The organism is Kitasatospora brasiliensis (assembly GCF_032654805.1).
Lineage (GTDB): Bacteria > Actinomycetota > Actinomycetes > Streptomycetales > Streptomycetaceae > Kitasatospora > Kitasatospora brasiliensis.
Window position 1 is genome coordinate 88,866 of the sequence record NZ_JAUOOW010000003.1, and the last position, 23,635, is coordinate 112,500.

Sequence of the window (23,635 nt, forward strand, 5' to 3'; positions counted from 1 at the left end):
TAGGTAGGGCGGCTTGATCGCGCAGCATTGGCCCGCACGAGATCGCTGTTCAAGGGAGCGACCGCAGACCGGCGGAGCGGTCGGCCCAGTCCATGTCGCCGACGTGCTCTCCCTGAGCATGCCCGGGTCATGGCGTCCCGATCAGCGTTTTCGCAGGTCGGAGGCCGTTTCCGCCGGATGGTGGGAGCGGCCTTTTTCCTTTGGTGGCCATTGGGTGGTCGTGAGCCGGGCATGGGTGGGCCTTCTTCTCTGACCTTCTCTCACGTCGCTTTGTCGTAGTGGCTGCCGGGGGACTCACGGCGACGCGGTGATGGAGCGGTGGCCGTTCGGCGGTTGTAGCGCTCTTCTTCGCGGTCGAGCCCGACGCCGTTGGTGAGGGTGAGGCTGAGGGTGGCGGCGAGCCGGCGTAGGTCGTGGATGTTGAGACTCGCCGACTGGATCGGCCAGGTCTGCGCCGCAGACCTGGCCCACCTGCAATCGCGAACGGTCTCGAACGCGACCGCGTCGCCCTTTCCTCCTCCGCCGGCGAGTCCGCTTCGATGATCAGCTCGAAGCGTCACCGCCGATCACGGGCCGGAGCTCCGTCAGGCCGAGCGTGGCGGCAGTTCCGGGACCACCTTGGCCGCGCGGGCGACGGCTGTCTCCACTGCCTCTGCGAGGTGCCGAGCAACGTTGTTCGACTGGAGGGAGCCGATGCCCGCTTCGGTGAGACCGCCCGGAGTGGCCAGCGCATCCCAGGGGTTCGGCCTGTGCGGGTCCGCCCGCCGGAGCAGCTCGGCGGCGCATGCGAGTGCCTCGGCCGCGAAGAGTGCTGCCTGACGGGCGTCGACACCGCCGTGGATTGCGGCGTCGGCGATGCCGCCGGCGGCAAACGCCAGAAAGGCGGCTCCACTCCCCAGGGTTGAGGCCGCCATGTTCTGCTGCGCTTCGGGAATCTCGACAACGGTGCCGAGCGGCCTCAGCAGAGTGGCGACATGCGCGCGGACGGCCGTGGACGCGGTGGGTGCCGGGGAGACGGCCAACACTCCGGAACGTTCCAGGGAAGCGACGTTGGTGGCCACGCGGAAGGCAGTGATGGCCGCGGGTGAGGCGGCCGCCTCGATCTGACCGAGCGAGTAGCCGGCGACAAAGGAGACGACCGAGGCCTGGCGCGCTGCGTGCGGGATCGCCTCGACCAGGACGGCGTCCGACTGGTCGGGGCGCACGGCCACCATGAGGACGTGCGCACCTGCTGCTGCCGCCGAGTTGTCCACCCCGGCCGCGATGCCGTGCCTGGCGGCGATGCCGGCGGCGTGCTCGCGGGATCTCGTCGTCGCTCGCAGGCGATCGGCGGGATGGCCGGCGGCGAGGAGTTTGGCTACGACTGTCTCACCGATGTGGCCCGCACCGAGGACGGTGATGATCGGTGGCTCTGATTTCGCGACAGTCCAGTTTCCGGCCGTCATTGACGTTCCCCCATAGATCGCGTGTGTGCCGTCGACGTGATGGTGATGCGGCGCATGGAGTGTCTCGTACGGCCTGGCGCTCACTCAACTGCGGTCTCTCCGGTCAATGCTGGCGACGTAGGCGAATTGAACCCTGGCGGGCGGGCCGTGAGCGGTCGTCATGTAGTGCGGGCATATAGCGTGTGGCGCCCGACGGCTGGGAGCCGTCGGAAAGCTCGCGGCGTACGGGCAGGACCGCGTCGGACGTGACGCGCCGCGGCCGCCTGCCGGCGCAGACCGTCATCGGACGCCAACACCGGTACCGCGCACCGGCGCTGGAGCCGGTCGTGACAGGGCCGGCGGTCTGTGCAGGTGCTTCTGCGGGATGGGTGTCACAAGCGGAATCCGGGATCCCGGAACCGGTGCGACCGGCGGAGCGGGGCGGTAGGCTGAGGCGGTGAGCTTGTGGCGGATGAGTCAGGAGTGCTGGACGGGATGAGTCTTGACCCCCGCGGACATCGGGCCAGAGAAGAGATGCTCGCCGGAGAGCTCTTCGTCTATGACGAACCCGTCCTGGCAGAGGATCGACTCCGCTCCGCCTTGCTCGTGGAGCGGTACAACGCGACCAGCGTGGCCGACCCGGGACGACGGGACTCGATCCTGAGGGAACTCCTGGGTGCGGTCGGTGAGGCCGTCGAGGTGCGGTCTCCGTTCCACTGCCTCTTCGGGCGGCAGATATCCCTCGGCGACAGTGTATTTGTCAATTTCGGTGCGGTTTTCCTGGATTCGGCCCGCATCACCATCGGTGACAAGACATTGATCGGACCGAACGTCCAGCTCCTCACCGCGACACACCCGCTCGAACCGGGGTTGCGGCGGGCCGGTTATGAGTACGGCGAAGAGATATCCATCGGCGAAAACGTGTGGATAGGCGGCGGGGCCATCATCTGCCCCGGCGTTACCATCGGCGATGACGCTGTGGTGGGTGCGGGCAGCCTGGTCACCGCAGATGTCCCGCCCGGGGTCCTAGTTTATGGAAGCCCGGCCCGGATCGTTCGATCGCTTCCAGGTGGTGCGGATCCCGGTACTACGGCGTCGGATCGTGAATACACGATCGCAGCCGATCGGGAGTGATGGAAGCACCACGGTGCTCCTCGACGTCTCCCGGAGATCGGTCGGGCAGTTCGACCGGAGGATTCACCTGGTCGTTGACCGGCGCTCGGTCCACCGCGGCGGGGGGGGGGGGGGGGGGGGGCCCCCCCCCCCCCCCCGCCCGGTGCGTCCTCGATGCGTCAGGACATCGGCGTTTCGGGTCAGTGCGCCTTGAGCAGGTTCCGGACGGCGTCCACGATGTCCGCCGGAACCACGATCGCCTGCCGTTCGAGGGCCGGCGTGACGGGCTGGACATCGGCACAAGCTATGTAGGACATGCGCGGGTGCCGCGTCCGACCGACGAGCTCCGCGATGATCCTCGGCGCGATCGACTGGCTTCGTGCGGCCGGATCGACGAACACGCCGTGCCCGGTCCGCGCCAGCGACGACTCCAGCGCGGCCCAGTCCGTTGACAACATGTCGAGAGCCCGGAGATCGACGATCTCGGCCTCGCAGCCGTCCGCGGCCAACTCCTCGGCTGCTGCCCGCGCCCAGCTCACGCCCACCCCGTAGGTGAAGATGCTGACATCGCCGCCCTCGCGCAGAACACGCGCCCCCTCCAGCGGGAGGCAGGACGAGAAGTCGCGCTCGCTCAGTTCGAACACCTCGTCGTAAAGCGAGGTGAACTCCACGAACAGGACCGGATCGTCGCATTCCAGCGCGGCGTTCAGCGTGCCCAGGTAGTCACGCGGATCGGCAGGGGCGAAGACCCGCCAGCCCGGGAACGACGCGAACAGCCCTGCGGGGTTGAGCCCGTGCTGCGGCCCGTACCCGCGTCCGATCGGCACCTTGGCCCGCACGATGACCGGCGCCTGCGCCGTGTTGCCGTAGAGGGCGCGGATCATGCCGATGTGGTTGAACAGCTGGTCGGCGGCGATCAGGGCGAAGCTGCCGTACATGAGCTCGACGATGGGGCGGAGCCCGGCCATCGCGGCCCCGCAGGACATTCCCACGAAGCTCGCCTCGGAGATGGGCATATTGACGATCCTGGAGCCCACGAGCTTCTCGTCGAGGTTCCCCGCCTGCCACAGCAGGCCGCCCGGCTTGGCAACCTCTTCACCCAGGAACACGACGTCTTCCGACCGGTGCAGCGCTCGTGCGATGCCTTCCGCGATCGCGTTCTTGAAGGTCCATTCGGTGCGTCCGCCGCTGTCCTCGTGCTCGGCGGCCGGGTCGAGTGCGGCGTGTCCGATGGATGCCGTCGGGCCCCGCAGCAGCGCGCGGGCGTCCAGCTGCGGCGTGACTCCGGTCGATCTGGGGACGGCGTCGAGAGCACGGGCGATCAGTGCGGCCGCAGCCGCACTGATGCGCTGCTCCTCTTCGTCCGTCAGCAGCCCCTGCCCCAGCAGCGTCCTCGGCAGCGAACTCATCGGGTCGAGCTCCAGCCATGCCGCTTCCTCGGCCGGGGTCCGGTACCCGGCCGCGCTGCCGGGGACACCGCCCACGTGGTCGCGATGCCGGTACGTCTGCACCTCGATGATCGCCGGTCCCGCGCCCTCGCGAATCGCCGCGACGAAGTCCTGGGCCGTTCGGTACAGCGCGGCCTGGTCGCCGCCCTTGATGCTGGCGGCCCTGAAACCGTGTGCGAGGCCCTGTGAGGCCAGTGGCAGGACGGCCGACGCCTCCTCGGGACGGGTCGCTTCCGCGTAGCCGTTGTTCTCGACGACGATGAGAAGGGGCAGGCGCAGGACGCCGGCCAGGTTGGCGGTCTCGTGGAAGGTGCCCTGGTTGACGGCCCCGTCGCCGATGAAGCACACCGCGCACCCGCCGGTGTCGCGCAGCGAGTCCGCGAACGCCAGGCCGGCGGCGATGGGGATGCCGCCACCGACGATGGCGCTCGACCCCATGAACCCGACCTCGGAGTGGCGCAGGTGCATGGAGCCTCCCATGCCCTGGTTGACTCCGGTCGCCAGTCCCAGGATTTCGGCGAACGCGGACGTCAGGAGATCCGCGGCCGCCGGCGGCAGGTCGTCGCTCAGCGGATCCCAGGTGTCGCCGATCGCATGAGCCAGCGCCTGGACGAGGAAATGATGGTGCGAGCGATGGTTCCCGATGACCTGGTCACCGTCGCGAAGATGCCTCAGCACCGCGGCCGGGACGCCCTCCTGGCCGAGACAGGTGTGCACGGGGCCGGACACCTCACCCCGCTCGGCGCAGGCCAGCAAGGTCAGCTCGAATTCACGCACCACATGCATGTCGAACAACATGCGCCGAAGCTCCAGCTTCCCTATGTGCGCGTAGTCCGAAGGATCGCTGCAGCGGTATTCGAGGCGCCCGAACGGTTCAACCGATTCATTCAGCACTGGTTACCTGCCCGTATTGACTGGGAGAAGATTCTTGATGGCGTTGGTGACGAGCTCCTTCTCGTGGGGAACGAGGTGGAAGTCGTCACCCTGGAACGCACGGAACTCGAAACCTGCCGTGCTCGCCGCGCCCCAGGCCTCGACGTCGGAAAGGGAGGCCTCCGGATCGCGCTGTCGTCGGCACGGCCGACGGCAGGGCTGTTGACCGCCTGGGTCCTGCGGGGACTGTCGGTGTCTACCAAGCGGTAGTCGGCGCGGATCGTCCAGCACGCCGCTGCTGTTCTTGTCGAGTCGCCTGACGTCGGAGATCAGCCCTGGTCGCTCTTCGGGTAGAGGTCATAGGTCCCGAGGAATTACGGGGCTGGTCGGGCCGAGAGCATCAGGCGATGGAATGTGAAGTCATGAACCGACTGGAGTCGGAGCGTGACCTTGTGTGCTCCACGATCCGGTCCGCCAAATCCGGCGTGAACGCGTCATCAGACCGATCGCGATCCGGTCCGACAACCGCTCGTCCGTCGCCGGCTTGACCTGCCCGAAACGTGGCATCCAGAGACCTCCTGGACGGGTAACCTACCAAGCGAAGATCCCTAAGTCACTGGCACAGTGATCATGATCTGTTCGAGTCAACGTTTCCGCAGGTCGCGGTGGCGACTGCGGGAGGTCCAGGGTCGGATTGCGACCCTTGGACAGTCGTTTCTGCGCCGACCATTGACAGCTTTTCGGTGATCATGATCGGATGACGCCCGGTCAGCGGGGGGCGAGAGGTAGGGGGCGCGGTACCGGTGGGCTCCACAGTGGAGGCCGGGGGGGACGGGTAGCCCGTCGCTCGGCCGAATTTCAGGAAGTCCCCACGCCCGTGTACGGGTGCTTCGCCCGCAACGGGGTGGGTGACCAGGCAGTGCGAAAGCCATGTGAAACCGGCGGCCCGGATCGTGGGTGCGGCCGGTATCCGGCATGAACCGAAGTCGGACGGTCGACCTCGCCTTCCGAGTCTGTTCAGTTGTGATTTCCAGTCAGTGCACGACGGGGCGAATGGGCCCCCGGATGCTTTCCTCCGGTTGGGCCCGGACCGGGTTCCCCAGTCGGTTCGACGCTGTTTGGGATGGATTACCGATGACCGATTCACCCACGTTCCTGGAGACCTTTACCGTCACCGCGGAGAATCCGCTGCTGGCCGGACACGTGATCTACGGGCGTCCACTGCTGCCCGGTGTCGGCTACGTGGACCTGGTGCTGCAGGTCCTCGCGCGCAACGGTCACGCCATGACGGACGTCGAACTGCGGAACCTCACCATCCTCGCCCCGCTCGTCGCCGTGCCCGGGGAGAAGGTGCTGACCACCGTGGAGGGGATTCCCGCCCCGACCGGCGGATGGAAGGTCGAGGTGCGCAGCCGGAGGCCGCAGGACACCGCCGACGTCGTGCACGCGGTGGCGAGCGCGCGGCTGCGGCCGTCGGAGCCCTTCACGGAACGGCTGGCCCTGCCGCTCGCCGGAACCACCAGACTCACCACGATGACCGAGATCTACGGCTGGTGCCAGCAGATCCGGCTCCAGCACTCGGGCCTGATGAAGCTCAGGGGCCAGGTTCACCACCGGCCCGCGGACTGGATCGCCGAACTCGAACTCGCTCCCGAGCACCAGGGCAGTACGGCCGCCTTCCTGTTCCACCCCGCACTGTTCGAGGCCGGGTTGCTCGGCGGCGGGGTGGCCATCGGCATGCTCCACGACGGCAACGACGGCCAGGGTCTGTACCTCCCGCTGATGTTCGAGGGGTTCCGGGCGACCGGGGCGCTCGGCAAGCGCTGTTACGTCCGGGTGCCGGTCGACTCGGTTCAACGGGACGACGAACTCATCAGGCTGTCAGTCGAGTTCTACGACGAGAGCGGCAGGAAGGTCGCCGAGGTCGACCGCTTCGTGGCCAAGCGGATCCGTGCGGAGGACGCTCTGGACATCCGCGGCGAGACGGCCCCGTCCTCGGCTCCGGCCCCGGCTCCGGCCTCGGTGCCGGTTCCGGTGCTGCCCGGGCCGGAGGTGTCGGGGGCTGCGGCTGTGGAGGTCTCGGGGTCGGGTGCGGGAGATCTGCAGGGCGTGGTGCTGGAGTCGGTGGCCGCGCGGCTGGGTGTGACGCCGGATCAGGTGGATGCGGATCTGGGGTACTACGAGCTGGGACTGGCGTCGGCAGATCTGTTGACGTTGGTGACGGATCTGGAGGGGCGGCTGTCGGTGGAGCTGTCGCCGACGGTGATGTTCGAGTACAAGACGGTCGGTGAGCTGGCGGCGTGGTTGGCGGAGCAGGTTCCGGTGGACGCCCTGGCGGCCCCGGTGCCGGTTCCGGTGCTGCCCGAGTCGGGGTCCGCGTTGCCGGGGTCCGCGTTGCCGGGGTCGGAGGCCGTGGAGGTCCCGGCGTCGGAGGCCGTCGAGACCCCGGCGCCCGCTTCGAGGCCGGCCGAAGCCCGGATCGACCTGGCGGGGCTGCGGGACGAGGTCGCCGCCCATGTGCGGGTGCCGGTCGAAGACATCGATCCGGACAGTGAGTTCGGCGACTTCGGCCTCGACTGGACGGCCCTCGCCCAACTGGCCGACCGGCTCAACGGGCGCTTCGGCCTCGCCCTGGCCCCGACGACCCTCTCCCAGCACCGCACCGTCCGCGCCCTGACCGCGTACCTCACCGGGACCGCCCGGCCGCCGCAGCCCGGTCCCCGGATCCAGCCGGTCCCGCCGGTCCAGCCGGTCCCGCCGGTCCTCGCGGAACCGGCGGCGGACCCCCATCCGATGCTGCACCGCGCCGTGCCCGAGCCCGACGGCGTCGCCTTCGAGACGCACATGGACGGCAATGAGCCCTGGCTGCGCGATCACCGGGTGCGCGGCGGCCGGGTGCTGCCCGGGGTCGCCCACCTGGAGATGGCGCGTGCCGCGGTCGCGGTCGCGCTCGACGCCGACCGGACCGGCGGGGTGCGGCTGGAGGACGTGGTCTGGCTGCGTCCGGTGATCAGCGGGCCGGACGGACTCGACCTGCGGGTGAGCGTCCGCACCCGCCCCGACGGCTGCGTGTTCGAGATCCACGGCGTGGACCGCGACGGCGAACGGACACTGTGCAGCCAGGGCCGGGCGAGCCTGCTCGCGGACGGAGACCGCCCGCTGCCGGTCGACCTCGCCGCGCTGCGCCGGGCCTGCGGCGGCACCGTCCTCACCGCGGCGGAGGTCTACGGCCACTACGACCGCATGGGTCTGGCGTACGGCCCCACCCAGCGCGCCCTGGTGGAACTGGGCGTGGGCGCGGACGCCGACGGCCGGCCCCAGGTGCTGGCCGAACTGCGCCTGCCGCCGGAGGCCGGGGACCCGGGCGGGCTCTCCCTGCACCCGAGCATCGTCGACAGCGCCCTCCAGGCGACCATCGGGCTCTGGCTGACCCCGGCAGCGGCCGGTGACGCCCCGATACCGCTGGCCCTGCCGTTCGCCGTCGAGCGGGTGCGGGCCCTGGCGCCGACCCCCGTCCGCTCGTACGCCTGGATCCGCCACCGGCCGGGCAGCGGTACGGACACCCGGTCGGCCAGGCTCGATCTGACCGTGTTCGACGAGCAGGGCCGGGTCTGCGTGGAGCTGACCGCGCTGAGTTCCCGCGCCCTCCCGGACGCGGCTCCGCAGACCGCCCCGAGCGGGCAGCCCCGTCCGGCAGTCGACGCGACCGGGTACGTCGGCCGGGCGACCACCACCCCCGCCGTCCCGGTCGACGGGCCCGCGGTCACCGCACCCGGGTACGCGGCCACCGACATCGCCATCATCGGCGTCAGCGGTCGGTACCCGGGGGCGGCCGACCTCGACGAGTTCTGGGAGAACCTCAGGGCCGGCCGCGACTGCATCAGCGAGGTCCCGGCGGAGCGCTGGGACCACCGCCGCTGGGCCGACGGCGCCGCCGGTGCGGAGATCAGCCGGTGGGGCGGCTTCCTCGACGACATCGACCGCTTCGATCCGCTGTTCTTCCAGATATCCCCGATGGAGGCCGACTACCTGGACCCCCAGGAGCGGCTGTTCCTGCAGACCGCGCACCACGCGCTGGAGGACGCCGGCTACACCGCCGAGCGGCTGGCCCGGTCGGTCGCCGACCAGGGGGGCGCCGAGGCCACCGCCGAGCCCGGGAGCCGGGTCGGCGTCTTCGTCGGGGTGATGTACCAGGAGTACCAGCTGCTCGCCGCTCACGCCCAGGAGCGCGGAGAGCCGGTCGCCCTGTGGGGCAGCGCGGCGACTGTCGCGAACCGGGTCTCCTACTTCTACGACTTCCACGGGCCGAGCATGGCCGTGGACACCATGTGCTCCTCCTCGCTGACCTCGATCCACCTGGCCTGCGAAGCGATCCGCAGCGGCCAGTGCGAGGCGGCCATCGCCGGCGGCGTGAACGTCAGCCCCCATCCGAACAAGTACCTGATGCTCAGCCAGCGCCACTTCCTCTCCGGCGACGGCCGGTGCCGGACCTTCGGTGAGGGCGGCGACGGCTACGTGCCCGGCGAGGGAGTCGGCGCCGTGGTGCTCAAGCCGCTGGCGCGGGCGGTCGCGGACGGGGACCGCATCCATGGTGTGATCAAGGGCACCGCCCTCAACCACGGCGGCCGGACGACCGGCTACTCGGTGCCCACCCCGGTGGCTCAGGGCGACGTGATCGCCCAGGCGGTCCGGGCGGCGGGCGTCGACCCGCGGGCCCTGAGCTACCTGGAGGCGCACGGCACCGGCACCTCGCTCGGCGACCCGATCGAGGTGTCCGGACTGACCAAGGCGTTCCACCACCTGGGCGCCGAACCGCGGCACCTGGCGGTCGGCTCGGTCAAGTCGAACATCGGGCACACCGAGAGCGCGGCCGGCATCGCCGGAATCACCAAGGTGCTGCTCCAGATACGGCACGGGGAACTCGTGCCGAGCCTGCACTCGCGGACGCTCAACCCGCACATCGACTTCGACCGCACCCCGCTGCACGTGCAGCAGCAGGTGGAGCCGTGGCGGCGGCCGACGGTGGAGATCGACGGCGAGCACCGGACGTTCCCGCGGATCGCCGGGATCTCCAGCTTCGGCGGCGGCGGATCCAACGCCCACGTGGTGATCGCCGAGTACCTGCCGCAGCAGGAACGCCCGCAGGACACCGCGGACGGCGGCCGCCCCGAGCTGCTCGTGCTCTCCGCCCGTAGCAAGGAACAGCTGGCAGCCCAGGCCGGCCGGCTGAGCGCCCGACTGGGCGAGTCGGACGAGGACCGGCTGGCGGACGTCGCCTGGACGCTCCAGACCGGCCGGATGTCCCTGGACGTGCGCCTGGCCCTCGCCGTGACCTCGAAGGCGCAGGCCCGGGGCCTGCTCGCGGAGTTCGCCGCCGACCCGGACCGGCCCGGCGCCTGGACGTACGGCACCGCCCGCCCGGCGCGGACGGTGGACCGGGAGGCCCTGGCGGCCGCGCTCGCCGAGTGGTCGTCGCGCGGCGCGTACGAGCGGCTGCTCGCCCTGTGGACCGAGGGCGCCGACCTGGACTGGGACACCGTCAACCCCGCTGCCGGCACCGCCCGGCGGGTGGGCCTGCCCGGCTACCCGTTCGCCCGGGAGCGCTACTGGCTGGACCTGGACACACCGGGCGCGCCCGCCCGCCGGTTCGCCGCCGGTCCGGCCGAAGTGCCCGAGGACCGGGCCGAGAGGGAGGAGGGGGACGAGATGCTGCTGCTGCGCCCCGAGTGGGTGCCCCAGGACGCCGTGTCGCAGACCGGCCCGGGGGAGCGGTTCGCCGAACGCCACCTCCTGGTCCTCGGCAGTCTGGCCGCCGAGGAGCGCCAGGCCCTGCTGGCGGCTCTGCCCACCGCCACCATCTGCGCGTTCGAGGAGCAACCCGACGCTCCACTGGAACACCGCTACACCAGCGCGGCGCGGCAGTTGTTCACGATGGTCCGCGCCGTCCTGGAGCGCGGCCCACGGCAGCCGATCCTGTTCCAGGTGGTCCTGGCCGGCGCCGACGCCGAGCGCTCGGCAGTGGCCTGCCTCGGCGGCCTGTCGGGTCTGCTGAAGAGCGCTCAGCTCGAACACCCGCTGCTGCGTACCCAGGTCCTGGAATGCCTGGACGGCTGCGCTCCGGCGGAGATCGCCGCCCGGCTGGCGGCCGAGGCGGTGGAGGACCCCGAGCCGGAGGTCCGCCACCGGGCAGGACGGCGGCTGGTCCTGCGGCCGGTCGAGGTGGCACCCGCCCGAGCCGTGGAACGGCCGTGGCGGGACGACGGCGTCTACCTGATCACCGGCGGCGCGGGCGGCCTCGGACTGATCGTGGCCCGGGACATCGCCGCCGCGACGTCCCGGGCGACCGTGGTGCTCACCGGCCGCTCTGCGCTGGACGAGCGGCGGCGCGCCGAGGTGAACGCCCTGCGGGCGGCCGGCCTGACCGTGGACTACCACCGTGTCGACGCGGCCGACAGGGAGGCCGTCACCCGGCTGCTCGGCATGGTCGCGGACAACCACGGGCCGCTGACCGGGGTGCTGCACAGCGCCGGGATCATCGACGACGGGTTCGTGCTGCGCAAGAGCCCCGGGCAGTTGGCGTCCGTCCTCGCGCCGAAGGTCGCCGGGCTGGTGAACCTCGACGAGCTGACCCGCGGGCTGCCGCTGGAGTTCTTCGTCGCGTTCTCCTCGATCGCGGGGACCTTCGGCAACGCCGGACAGAGCGACTACGCGGCCGGCAACGCCTTCCTGGACTCCTATGCCGCCCACCGCAACCGGCTGGTCGAGGCGGGCGAGCGCCGCGGTCGGACGGTGTCGATCGGCTGGCCGCTCTGGGACGAGGGCGGTATGGGCGCCACGGGCGAGGTCCGTGAGCAGCTGCGCGGTCTGGGCCTGGCGCCGCTGGGCACCGCCGACGGGCTGGCGGCGCTGCGCTGCGCGCTGGCGGGGGAGGAGAACGGCCTGCTGGACGGCCGGCTGCTGGTGGTCGCCGGTCGGCGCACCGCTCTGCTGCCCCGGCTGACGCGAGCGGCGGAGCCGAGCACGGCGACCGCGGTCCAGCCGGACGCCGCGGCCGCTCCGGTGGCCGACGGCCGGCGCCTGGAGGAGCGGGCGGTGGCCCACCTGCGGCGCCTGCTGGCCGGATCGCTGCGGCTCGGCGCGGAGCGCCTGGACATCGACACGCCGCTGGAGCGCTACGGAATGGACTCCGTGGTCGCGGTGAACCTGATCTCCGGGCTGGAGGAGTCGTTCGGACCGCTCTCCCGCACCCTGCTGTTCGAGGTGCAGACGGTGCGTGAGCTGGCCCGCTACTTCGTCGACGGCCACGCCCCGGCCCTGCGCGCCCTGGTCGGCGACTCCGCCGCTCCCGTGCCCGTTGCCGCCCCCGTGCCCGTTGCCGCTCCCGTACCCGTTGCCGCTCCCGCGCCCGTTGCCGCCGCCGTCCTCGCGCCGGAGGCCGGGCAGCCGCTGCCGCGGCACGCCGCAGCCGGCGAGGACGTGGCGGTCATCGGCATCGTCGGCCGCTACCCGGGGGCCGCGGACGTCGACGCGTTCTGGACCCTGCTGAGGGACGGCGAGGACTGCGTCACCGAGGTCCCGGCCGACCGCTGGGACCACGCCGCGACCGGCAGCCGCGGCCGCTGGGGCTCCTTCCTCGACGGGATCGACCGCTTCGACCCGCTGCACTTCGGCATCTCGCCGCGCGAGGCCGTGGCGATGGACCCCCAGCAGCGGCTCTTCCTGGAGAGCGTCTGGCACCTGCTGGAGAGCAGCGGCGTGACCAGGGACGCCATCGAGAGCCGGTACGCGCGGCGGGTCGGCGTGTACGTCGGCGCGGCGTACCAGATGTACCGGGCGGACGCCTCGGACCCGGTGCTGGCGGCGCTCACCTCCTCCGCCTCGTACAACCTGATCGCCAACCGGGTCTCGCACTTCTTCGGCCTGGAGGGCCCCAGCCTGGCCGTGGACAGCATGTGCACCTCCTCGGCGATGGCCGTCCACCTCGCCTGCGCCGACCTGCAGCGCGGGGACGCGGAGCTGGCCATCGCGGGCGGGGTCAACCTGACGCTCCACCCGGACAAGTTCACCGCGCTGTCGGAGATGCAGCTGCTCGGCACCCACCCGGGCAGCCGCAGCTTCCGGGACGGTGACGGCTACCTGCCGGCCGAGGCGGTCGGCGCGGTGCTGCTCAAGCCGCTGGGCGCGGCGCTGCGCGACGGCGACCCGATCCACGCCGTGATCAAGGGCACCGCCTCGATGCACAGCGGCCGGGCCAACGGCTTCATGACGCCCAGTCACCGCACCCAGGTGGGCGTCATGCGCCGCGCCCTGGAGCGGGCCGGCACCGATGTCGGCTCCATCGGGTACGTGGAGTCCGCGGCCAACGGGACGGCCTTCGCCGACGAGGTCGAGCTGGCGGCCCTGCGCGAGGTGTTCGGCCAGGCGACCGAACCGGTCGCGGTGGGCAGCGTCAAGTCCAACCTGGGCCACCCCGAGGCCGCCTCCGGCATCGCCCAGCTCACCAAGGTCGTCCTCCAGCTGCGGCACCGGCGCCTCGCGCCGCTGGTCGGGGCCGGCGAGCCCAACCCCAACCTGCCCCTGGACGGCACCGCGCTGCGGCTGTGTGAGGAGCCGGCCGACTGGGAGCCCCGCGGCGGTGCGCAGGCCCCGCTCCGGGCCCTGGTCAACTCCGTCGCGGCCGGCGGCAGCCATGTCGCCCTGGTGGTGGAGGAGGCCCCGCGCACCGTCGCCGCCGAGCCCGCCCCGGTGGCGCGGGGGCCGCAGCTGGTGGTGGTGTCCGCCCGCGACGCCGAGCGGCTGCAGGTGGCCGTGCAGCGGCTGCACGCCTTCCTGGGACAGGCCGAGGAGGTGGACCTGCCCGGTGTGGCCCGGACCACCCAGCTCGGCCGCGAGCACCTGCCCGAGCGGCTGGCCGTGGTCGCCGGCACCCCGGAGGAGCTGGTCCGCGCACTGGCCCGGCACCTGGCCGGCGAGGACCCCGATCCACAGGTGCCGCTGTACCGGGGCAACGCCGAGGAGGACACCGCCGCGCTGGCCTCGGTGCTGCTCGGCGCCCGGGGCAGGGAGTTCCTGGCCGGGTTGGCGGCCGACGGCGACCTGGAGCGCCTCGCCGACCTGTGGACGCGCGGCGCCGCCGTGCCGTTCGCCGACCTCCACGACGGCCGCCCCCGACTGGTGGCGATCCCGGCGACGGCCTTCGAACCGGGCCGCTACTGGCTGGGCGGCACCCCGCAGCGCCCCGGAGCCCCGGACCCCGGCCCCGCCGCCCCGGACCCCGCCGCCCCGGCGGAGGAGCCCGCGGCCGCGGCCGCCGCGGCGGGCGAGCGGTCGATGGCGGGCTTCTGGTCGGAGCTGCTCCAGATCGACGAGGGCCGGCTCGGCCCGCGGAGCAACTTCTTCTCCCTGGGCGGCAACTCGCTGCTGGCGACCCGCCTGATCAACCTGGTCAAGCAGCGGACCGGGGTCGACCTGCCGGTCCAGGCCGTCTTCAACGCGCCGCGGCTGGCCGAGATGACCGCCGAACTGGACCGCCGCCAACCGGCCGCCGGGGCCGCCGAGCCCGCCGGGGCCGTCGGCACGCTGGACGTCGACCGGATCCTCGCGGGCCTCGGCCTCGTCGAGGGAATGAGCGACGAGGAGCTGGACGCACTGGACACCGAGCAGCAGGCGAAGGGACGATCGTGACCACCCCCCAGGACGTTGGCCCCGAGCTGCTGGACCGGATCCGGTCCCTGCCCCCGAGGAAGCGGCGCGCACTGGTCGCGCTGCTCCGCCGGCAGGGTGTCGACCTCTCCGCCCTCGACGCGGTCCGCCCGCTCGCCCGGTCCGCCGACGAGCCGCCGCAGCTGTCCTTCACCCAGCAGCGGCTCTGGTTCCTCGACCGGCTCGACGGCGACAGCGCCGCGTACAACATCCCGCTTGCCGTGCGGCTGACCGGTCCGCTCGACCGGTCCGCCCTGCGGCGTGCGCTGGCCGCCGTCGTCGAGCGGCACGAGGTCCTGCGCACCCGCTTCGAGGAACGCGACGGCGTCCCCTACCAGCGCATCGGCGACGGCCGGGACTTCGTCGTCGGCGACGGGGAGGCGGCCGACCCGGCCGACCTGGCGCGGATCTGCGAGCAGGAGGCGGCCGCCCCCTTCGACCTGGAGCGCGGCCCGCTGGTGCGGGCCCGGCTGCTGCGCGAGTCCGAGCGGGAGCACGTCCTGCTGGTCACCATGCACCACGCGGTGTCCGATGGCTGGTCGGTCGGGGTGCTCGTGCGCGACCTGACCGCCCTGTACGAGGCGTTCCGCGGCGGCCGTCCGTCCCCGCTGGCACCGCTGCCGGTCCAGTACGCCGACTACGCGCACTGGCAGCGCCAGTGGCTCGGCGACGGGGTCCAGGCCCGCCAGGTGGAGTACTGGAAGGGCCGGCTCGCCGGGGTCGACCCGCGCCTCACGCTGCCGCCGGACCGGGAGCGCCCGCCGGTCAAGACCTACGCCGGCGCGAGCGAGGCGTTCCGCTGCCCGCCCGAACTGCTCGACCGGCTGCGGGAGATCGCCGGCGCGCAGGACGCCACGCTGTACATGCTGCTGCTCGCGGCCTACACGGTCGTCCTGCACCGCTGGACCCGGCAGAGCGACATCGCGGTCGGCACCGTGGTCGCCAACCGGAGCCGGGCGGAGGTGGAGGAGCTCATCGGCTTCTTCGCCAACACCCTGGTGATGCGCGCCGACCTGGATGGCGACCCGACCTTCCCCGAGCTGCTGGCCCAGGTGAAGCAGACCGCCCTGGAGGCCTACGACCACCAGGACGTGCCCTTCGAGGCGGTGGTGGACGCCCTCCAGCTGGAGCGCAGCCTCGCCCACTCGCCGGTCTTCCAGACCCTCCTCGTCCTCCAAGGCGCGCTGACCGGCCGCGAGGGCGCGCTCGGCGAGCTGGCGGTCTCCCCGGTCGACGTCGCGCTGACCCGGACCAAGTTCGACCTCACCCTGGACCTCCAGGAGACCCCGGACGGGCTGGTCGGCACGGTCGAGTACAACACCGACCTGTACGACCGGGAGACCGTCCTCCGGTTCACCGACCACTACGGCCGGCTGCTGGCCGCGATCGCGGCCGACCCGGACCGGCCCGTCGCCGCCCTCGACATGGTCGGGGAGCCGGAACGGCGCCGCGTGCTGGAGACGTGGAACGACACCCGCCGGCCGTACAGCGACGACACCTGCCTGCACCGGCTGTTCGAGGAGCGGGTGGCCCGCCACCCCGGACGCACCGCCCTGGTCGACGCCGAACGGTCCTGGACGTACGCCGAACTCAACGCCTGGGCGAACCGGATCGCCGACGCACTGCGCCGCCAGGGCGTCGGCCCGGACGGCCTGGTGGGCCTGCACACCGAGCGCTCCGCCGAGACGGTCGCCGCGATCTACGGCATCCTCAAGGCCGGCGGCGCCTACATGCCGATCGACCCGGCCTACCCGGCCGCGCGGATCGGCGAGCTGATCGAGGGCTCGGGCGCCACCGTGGCGCTCACCCAGCCGCACCTGGACGCCGGGCCGCTGGCCGGGGCCGCCGTGCTGGCGCTGCACCGCGACGGACGGATCGACGGCCCCGACGGCGCGCCGCTCACCGACCTGGCCGAGGACGACCCGGTGGTCGCCGTCGGGGCGGGGAACCTGGCGTACGTCATCCACACCTCGGGCTCCACCGGCCGCCCCAAGGGCGTCATGATCGAGCACCGGGCGGCGGTGAACCGCATCGAGTGGATGCAGAACGAGTACCGGCTCACCGAGGCGGACGTCGTCCTGCAGAAGACCCCGTTCAGCTTCGACGTGTCGGTGTGGGAGTTCTTCTGGCCGCTGCTGACCGGCGCCCGGCTGGCCGTCGCCGAGGCGGGCGGCCACACGGACCCCGGCTACCTGGTCGACGCGGTCGGCCGGTTCGGCGTGACCACGCTGCACTTCGTGCCGTCCATGCTCCGGGCGGTCGTGGAGGAGCCCGGCTGGTCGAGCCGCACCTCGGTGCGCCAGGTGTTCTGCAGCGGCGAGGCCCTGCCTCCGGACCTGGTCGCCCGCCACTACCGGAGCCACCGCGCGCCGCTCGTCAACCTCTACGGCCCCACCGAGGCCGCGGTGGACGTCACCCACTGGACCTGCCCCGCCGACCCGCTGCCGCGCGTGGTCCCGATCGGCCGGCCGATCCAGAACATCCGGATGTACGTCCTGGACGGCGCCCTCGGGCCGCAGGGCATCGGCTGCGTCGGCGACCTCTACATCGCCGGCGACGGCCTGGCCCGGGGCTACCTGAACCAGCCCGAGCTGACCCGCGAGCGCTTCGTCGACGACCCGTTCGTCCCCGGCACCCGGATGTACCGCACCGGAGACCTCGCGCGCTGGCTGCCGGACGGCACCCTGGAGTACCTCGGGCGCTCCGACGACCAGGTCAAGCTGCGCGGGCTGCGGATCGAACTCGGTGAGATCGAGCACCGACTGGCCGGCCACCCCCGGGTGCGCTCCTGCGCGGTGGTGGTCCGCGAGGACCAGCCGGGCGACCCGCGCCTGGTGGCGTACACCGTGCTGGAACCGGAAGCGGAACCGGAGCCGGGAACGGTCGAGGACCCCGCCGCCCTGCGCGGCGAGCTGGTGCGCCACCTGGAACGCACCCTGCCCGAGTACATGGTCCCCGGCGCCTTCGTGGTGCTGGAGGCGCTGCCCGTCACCACCCACGGCAAGCTCGACCGCCGGGCGCTGCCCGCCCCCGGCATCGAGGCGTTCGCCCAGCGCGCGTACCTCGCCCCGGCCACCCCCACGGAGCGGCTGCTCGCCTCGCTCTGGGCCGACCTGCTCGGCTTCGACGGCGCGCGGATCGGCGCCGGGGACCACTTCTTCGCGCTCGGCGGCCACTCGCTGATGATCACCGTGCTGGTCGCCCGGCTGCGGGAGGCCGGCCTGCACGCCTCCGTCCAGGACGTGTTCCGCGCGACGACCCTCGCCGACCTCGCCGCCCGGATCGACGCGGCCGCGGACGGCACCCGGTACGAGGTGCCGCCGAACCGCATCCCCGCGGACTGCGAGCGGATCACCCCGGACCTGCTGCCCCTGGCCGCGCTGGACCAGGCCCAGATCGACACGATCGTCGCCTCCGTCCCCGGGGGCGCCCCCAACATCCAGGACGTCTACCCCCTGGTCTCCGCCCAGGACGGCATCCTCTTCCACCACCTGATGGACCCGGAGCACGACCCGTACCTGGTCTGCACCCTGTACGTCGCGGACGACGAAGCCGCGGCCGACCGGTTCGTCGAGGCGCTGCAGGCCGTGGTCGACCGGCACGACGCCATGCGCACCGCCGTGCTCACCGCCGGCCTGCCCGAGCCCGTGCAGGTCGTCCACCGCGTCGCGCCGCTGCCGGTGGAGCGGGTCCTCCTCGACCCCGACCGGGACGCCGAGGAGCAGGCCCGCGAGCTGCTGGTCGCCCCCCGCCCGATGATGGTCGACCGGGCCCCGCTGCTGCGGCTGGTCGTCGCCCGGGACCCGCACTCCGAGCGGCGCTTCCTGCTGCTGAACGTCCACCACCTGATCGAGGACGCCACCTCGCTCCGGCTGACCCTGGAGGAACTGGGCCTGCACCTGACGGGCCGCACCGACCTGCTCCGGCCCCCGGCGCCGTACCGCGACTTCGTCGCGCACACCCTGCACCACCAGGCGACGGACGAGGTGGAGGCGTACTTCCGGGCCGCCCTCGGGGACGTCACCGAGCCGACCACGCCCTTCGGCCTCGCCGACGTGCACGGCGACGGCCGCGGCGTGGAGCGGCTGCGCCGCGCGCTGCCGGACGGCCTCACCCGAGAGGTGCGCGCCCAGGCGCAGCGCCTGCGGCTGAGCCCGGCCGTGCTCTTCCACGCGGCCTGGGCCTGCGTGGTGGCGGCCGGCAGCGGCCGCGACGACGTCGTGTTCGGCGCCATCATGTCCGGCCGCATGCAGGGCGTGCCCGGCGTCGAGCGGATGCTGGGCAACTTCATCAACACCCTGCCGATGCGGGTCCGCCTGGCCGAGCGCAGCGTGCGCGAGCTGATCGAGGACGTCGACCGCGGCCTGAAGGAACTGGTCGCCCTGGAGCAGAGCCCGCTCAGCGTCGCCCAGCGCTGCAGCGGCCTGGAGGGCGACGCCCCGCTGTTCAGCGCGGTCGTCAACTTCCGGCACTTCGAGGCGTCCGGCGGCGAGGACGCGGCGACCACCCGGATCGACGACGGCGGCGTGCACTTCGTGGCGGCCTCGGACGGCATCAACTACCCGGTGGCCGTCTCGGCCGACGACTTCGGCAGCGAACTGTCGCTGGACATCCAGGTCGACGAGTCGCTGGGCTGCGAGGCGGTCGCCGGCTACGTCGAGACCGCGCTCGCGGGCATCGTCGCCGCCCTCGCCGCCGACGACGGCCTGGCCACCGCGGCGCTCGACGTCGAGGTGCTGCCCGCCGCGGAGCGCCGGCGCCTGCTGACCGAGTGGAACGACACGGCGGCCGAGGTGGCCGGGGAGTCGCTCGTCGAGGCCTTCGAGGCCCAGGTGCGGCGCACCCCCGAGGCGACCGCGCTGGTCTTCGAGGGCGACACCCTCAGCTACGCCGAGCTCAACGCGCGCGCCAACCGCCTCGCCCACTGGCTGATCGAACGCGGCGCCGGGCCCGACCGCCTGGTGGCGGTCCGGATGCCGCGCTCCTTCGACCTGGTCACCGCGATCTACGCGGTGGTGAAGTCGGGCGCCGGGTACCTCCCGATGGAGCCCGACCTGCCGGCCGACCGGGTCGAGCAGATGCTGGAGGACGCCGCGCCGCTGCTCGTGCTGGAGGACCTCCCGGACACCTCCGGGCAGCCCGAGACCGACCCGGTCAGCGGGGTGACGGCCGAGAACATCGGCTACGTCATCTACACCTCCGGGTCGACCGGCCGCCCCAACGGCCTGGTCATCCCGCACCGGGCCGGCCTCAACTGGATCGCCTGGAACCAGCACCGCTTCCCGATGGGCCCCGGGCACCGGATGCTCCTGAAGACCTCGGTCAGCTTCGACGTGTCGGTGCCCGAGCTGTTCTGGCCGCTCCAGTCCGGCGCCAGCCTGGTCATCGCCCGTCCCGACGGGCAGCGCGACCCGGCCTACCTCGCCCGGCTGATCCGCGAACAGGGCGTCACCGACGTCGACTTCGTCCCGTCCATGCTGGCCGCCTTCCTCGCCGAGCCGCAGGCCGCCGAGTGCACCAGCCTGCGCAGGGTCGAGGCCGCGGGCGAGGCGCTGCCGGTGGAACTCGCCGAGCGCTTCACCCGGGTGCTGCCCGGCGCCGAGCTGTACAACGGGTACGGGCCGACCGAGGCCGGCCCCGCCACCGCCTGGCGCTACCGCACCGAGCCGGGCGCGACCAGCGTGCCGATCGGCACCGTGGTGTGGAACACCCGGGCGTACGTCCTGGACGGCGCCGGGCGGCCGACCCCGCAGGGGGTGCCCGGCGAGCTCTACCTGAACAGCGTGCAGCTGGCCCGCGGCTACCTCAACCGCCCCGACCTCACCGCCGAGCGCTTCGTCGACGACCCCTTCGCGCCGTCGCCCGGCGGCCGGATGTACCGCACCGGCGACCTCGTCCGCTGGCGCGCGGACGGCGTGATGGAGTACCTGGGCCGCGCCGACGACCAGGTGAAGGTACGCGGCTTCCGGGTGGAGCCCGGCGAGATCGCCGACGCGCTGCTCGCCCACCCCGCGGTGCACCGGGCCGTCGTCGTCCCGTACGAGTCCGGCCAGGGCGTCGCGCTCGCCGCCTACCTGAGTCCGACGGCCGCGTGGGTGGCGGAGAGCTCCCCGGCGGCGGTCGCCGACCACGCCGACCGGTGGCGGAGCGTCCTCGACGAGCGCCGCGCGGCCGACCGGCCGTGCGGGAACCTCGCCGCCCTGATCGAGGAGCACCGCCCCAAGCGCGTCCTGCAGATCGGCGGCGCCGACGGGCCGCTGCTGCGGCGCTACGCCCCGGCCTGTGCCGCGGTGGAGGTCCTCGACCCGTCGCAGGAGGCCCTGGACCGCCTCCTGGCGGACGCGGCCGAGCAGGGGTGGCCGCACGTCACGCCGCGCCGCGGGGAGGTTGCGGCCGCAGCGGCGGAGCTCACCGCCGGGACCTTCGACGCGATCGTGCTCGACGGAGTGGTCCGGACCTTCCCGGACCTCCACCACCTGGAGCAGGCCCTGGCCGCGCTGGTGCCGCTGCTGGCGGACGGCGGCCGGATCCTGGTCGGGGACGTCGACGACCTGGACCTGCACACCGCGCGGACCGCGGCGCGGGAACTGCGCCGCGCCGACGGCCCGGTGACGGTCGGCGAGCTGGCCCCCCGGGTGCGCGGCGCCCTGCGCCACGAGGAGGAGCTGCTGGTCAGCCCCGGCTGGTTCGCCGGGCTGTCCGAGCGCCTCCCCGGGCTGGCCGGGTTCGACGTGCTGGTCGGCGGCCCCGCCGGGCCCGCCGAATCCGCCCACGGCTACGACGTGGTCCTCACCAAGGGCCCGGTCGGGGAGCCGGAGCCGCACCCGTGGCTGGAGGCCGCGACCCCGGAGCGGCTGCGGGAACTGCTGGACGCCGGGACGCCCGACCGCTTCGGCGTCAGCGGCCTGACCGACCCCCGGCTCGCCGGGGACGTCCTCCTCGCCGAGGGACTGACGCGCTGGGACCCCGCCCGCGAGCTGGCCCCGCCGGCCGACGGCGCGGGATCGACGGCGGGCGAGTCCCCGCAGGCCCGCGCCCTGGAGGACGTGCTGCGCCACGCCGAGGAGCTCGGCTACCGGGTGGCGCTCACCCGCGCGCAGGACCGCCCCGACGGGCTGGACGTCCTGCTCGGCCGGGGCGCCCCGCCCCCGGCCCAGGCTCGGGCCCCCTACCGGGCCGCGAACCTGGCCAACGCCCCGCTGATCGACCGGATCAGGCCTGAGCTCGCGCGCGTGCTCAAGGACCACCTGGCGGCCCGGCTGCCGCACTACATGGTGCCCGGCGTGTTCGTGGTCCTGGAGGACCTGCCGGTCACCGCGAACGGCAAGGTCGACAAGCGGGCACTGCCGCTCCCGGACGAGGAGGACCTGGCCAAGGAGGCCTACGTCGCCCCGCGCACCGAGATCGAGCGCGCGCTGTGCCGGATCGTCGGGGAGGTGCTGGGCGTCACCGAGGTCGGGCTGCGGGACAGCTTCTTCGACCTCGGGGGGCACTCGCTGCTGGCCACCCGGCTGACCCTGCGGGTGATGCAGGAGCTGCACCGGGAGCTGCCGCTCCAACTGGTGTTCACCGGCGCCACCGTCGAGGCGATGGCCGAGGCGCTGGAGCGGACGCCGGCCGCCCAGGGGGCCCCGGCGCACGACCGCCCCGCCGACCCGTCCGGGGAGGCCGGGTACGGACCCGGGGAAGCACCGCTGGCACCGGCCCAGGCCGACCTGTGGTTCCTCACCCGGCCCGAGCACCTGGCCGCCGCGCACGACAACGTCCAGCTGGCGTTCCGGATCGAGGGAGCACTGGACCGGGACGCCTACCGGCGGGCGGTCCAGGCGCTGGTCGACCGGCACGCGGTGCTGCGCACCGGCTACCTCCACCGGGACGGTGAGGTGGTCCAGCGGGTGCGCGAAGGCGTCGAGGCGGTGGTGGACGTGGTCGAGACGGGCGACGAGGAGCAGACCGCGGCCTGGCTGCGGGCCGAGCGGGCCCGTCCCTTCGACCCGGAGGGGGAGCTGATGGTCCGCGCCCACCTCCTGGCCCACTCGGCGGAGGAGCACACCGCGGTCCTCACTCGGCCTTGGGGCGTCTTCGACGGCTGGTCCGTCAACCTCGTCCTGGCCGAACTGCTGGTGCTCTACCGGGCGATGAGCCGCGGCGAGGAGCCGCCGCCGGGGCCCCCCGCCGAGGGGTACGCCGACTTCGCCCGCCGGCAGCGCCGCACGGTCGGCCCGGCGGAGCTGGAGCGCCAGCGGGCGTACTGGCGGGAGCGGCTGGCGGGCCTGCCCGCGCGGCCGCAGCTGCCGACCGACTACCGGCGGCCCCCGGTGAAGACCTATCAGGGCTCCTCGGTGGGCCTCCAGGTGCCGGCCGAGCTGCTCGCCGAGCTCCGGCGGTTGAGCCGGGAGCAGGGTGCCACGCTGTACCTGACGCTGCTGTCGGCCTTCGCCGTCCTGCTGGGAGGCTGGTCGGGCGCGCGGGAGACCGCGGTGGGCACCGCGGTGGCGAACCGTCCGGAGGCCGAACTGGAACAGCTGGTCGGCTACTTCACCAGCACCCTGGTCCTGCGGCTGGACGTGGCCCCCGAGCGCGCCTTCACCGAGGTGCTGGCCCTGGCCAGGACGGTCACCGCGGAGGCGCACGAGCGCAAGGACCTGCCGTTCCAGGACCTGGTCCGCACCCTGGTGCCGGAACCCGACCCGGCGTGGTCCCCGCTGTTCCAAGTGATGTTCAATCTGCTTCCCGCGCCGCAGGACACGGCCGGCACGGCGCCGGAGCCGGGCGACCTGACGGTCGTTCCGCTCACCGCCGAGACCGGCACCGCGCACTTCGACCTCAACCTGGTGGTGCGGGAGGAGTCCGACGGGCTGCACGGCTACCTGGAGTACAGCACCGACCTGTTCGGGCGGGCGACGGCCGAGCGGATGGCGCGTGCCTACGAACGACTGCTGGGCACGCTCGCCATCGACCCGGAGGCGGACGTCCTGACGCTGCGTTCGGTGGCCGAAACCTCCGAAGTCTGTGATGTGCGCAACTCTTCTCCGCAGGGCTACTGATGATCAATCAGGTATCGCCAGGGTCTGT

Annotated in this window: 6 protein-coding genes; 4 read left to right on the plus strand and 2 right to left on the minus strand. The window is 72.9% G+C overall.

From position 1 onward, the window contains the following. Positions 1-584: 584 nt before the first annotated feature. Positions 585-1,445, minus strand: coding sequence for a pyrroline-5-carboxylate reductase family protein (locus QWJ13_RS13290; protein ID WP_316524135.1), 861 nt, complete (start codon positions 1,443-1,445; stop codon positions 585-587). Between the two features lie 474 nt (positions 1,446-1,919). Here QWJ13_RS13290 and QWJ13_RS13295 point away from each other — a divergent pair, with 474 nt between their 5' ends. Beyond that, positions 1,920-2,558, plus strand: coding sequence for a sugar O-acetyltransferase (locus tag QWJ13_RS13295; protein WP_316524136.1), 639 nt, complete (start codon positions 1,920-1,922; stop codon positions 2,556-2,558). A gap of 179 nt (positions 2,559-2,737) precedes the next feature. On the opposite strand, the gene QWJ13_RS13300 is transcribed toward QWJ13_RS13295, so the two are convergent. Then, a complete protein-coding gene (locus QWJ13_RS13300) occupies positions 2,738-4,783 on the minus strand; it encodes a dehydrogenase E1 component subunit alpha/beta (protein WP_316524137.1) in 2,046 nt (681 codons plus the stop codon). Here QWJ13_RS13300 and QWJ13_RS13305 point away from each other — a divergent pair. From QWJ13_RS13305 to QWJ13_RS13315, 3 genes are all read left to right on the plus strand, one after another. Further along, positions 4,766-5,128: a hypothetical protein gene (locus QWJ13_RS13305; RefSeq protein ID WP_316524138.1), complete on the plus strand. Its 363-nt coding sequence runs from the start codon at positions 4,766-4,768 to the stop codon at positions 5,126-5,128. The two genes, QWJ13_RS13300 and QWJ13_RS13305, sit on opposite strands and share 18 nt — an antisense overlap. Positions 5,129-5,992: 864 nt before the next feature. Then, complete coding sequence (locus tag QWJ13_RS13310) at positions 5,993-14,542, plus strand: SDR family NAD(P)-dependent oxidoreductase (RefSeq protein ID WP_316524139.1); 8,550 nt, start codon at positions 5,993-5,995, stop codon at positions 14,540-14,542. Beyond that, positions 14,539-23,607, plus strand: coding sequence for a non-ribosomal peptide synthetase (locus QWJ13_RS13315; RefSeq protein ID WP_316524140.1), 9,069 nt, complete (start codon positions 14,539-14,541; stop codon positions 23,605-23,607). Before QWJ13_RS13310 ends, QWJ13_RS13315 begins: the two co-directional genes overlap by 4 nt. Positions 23,608-23,635: the final 28 nt, after the last annotated feature.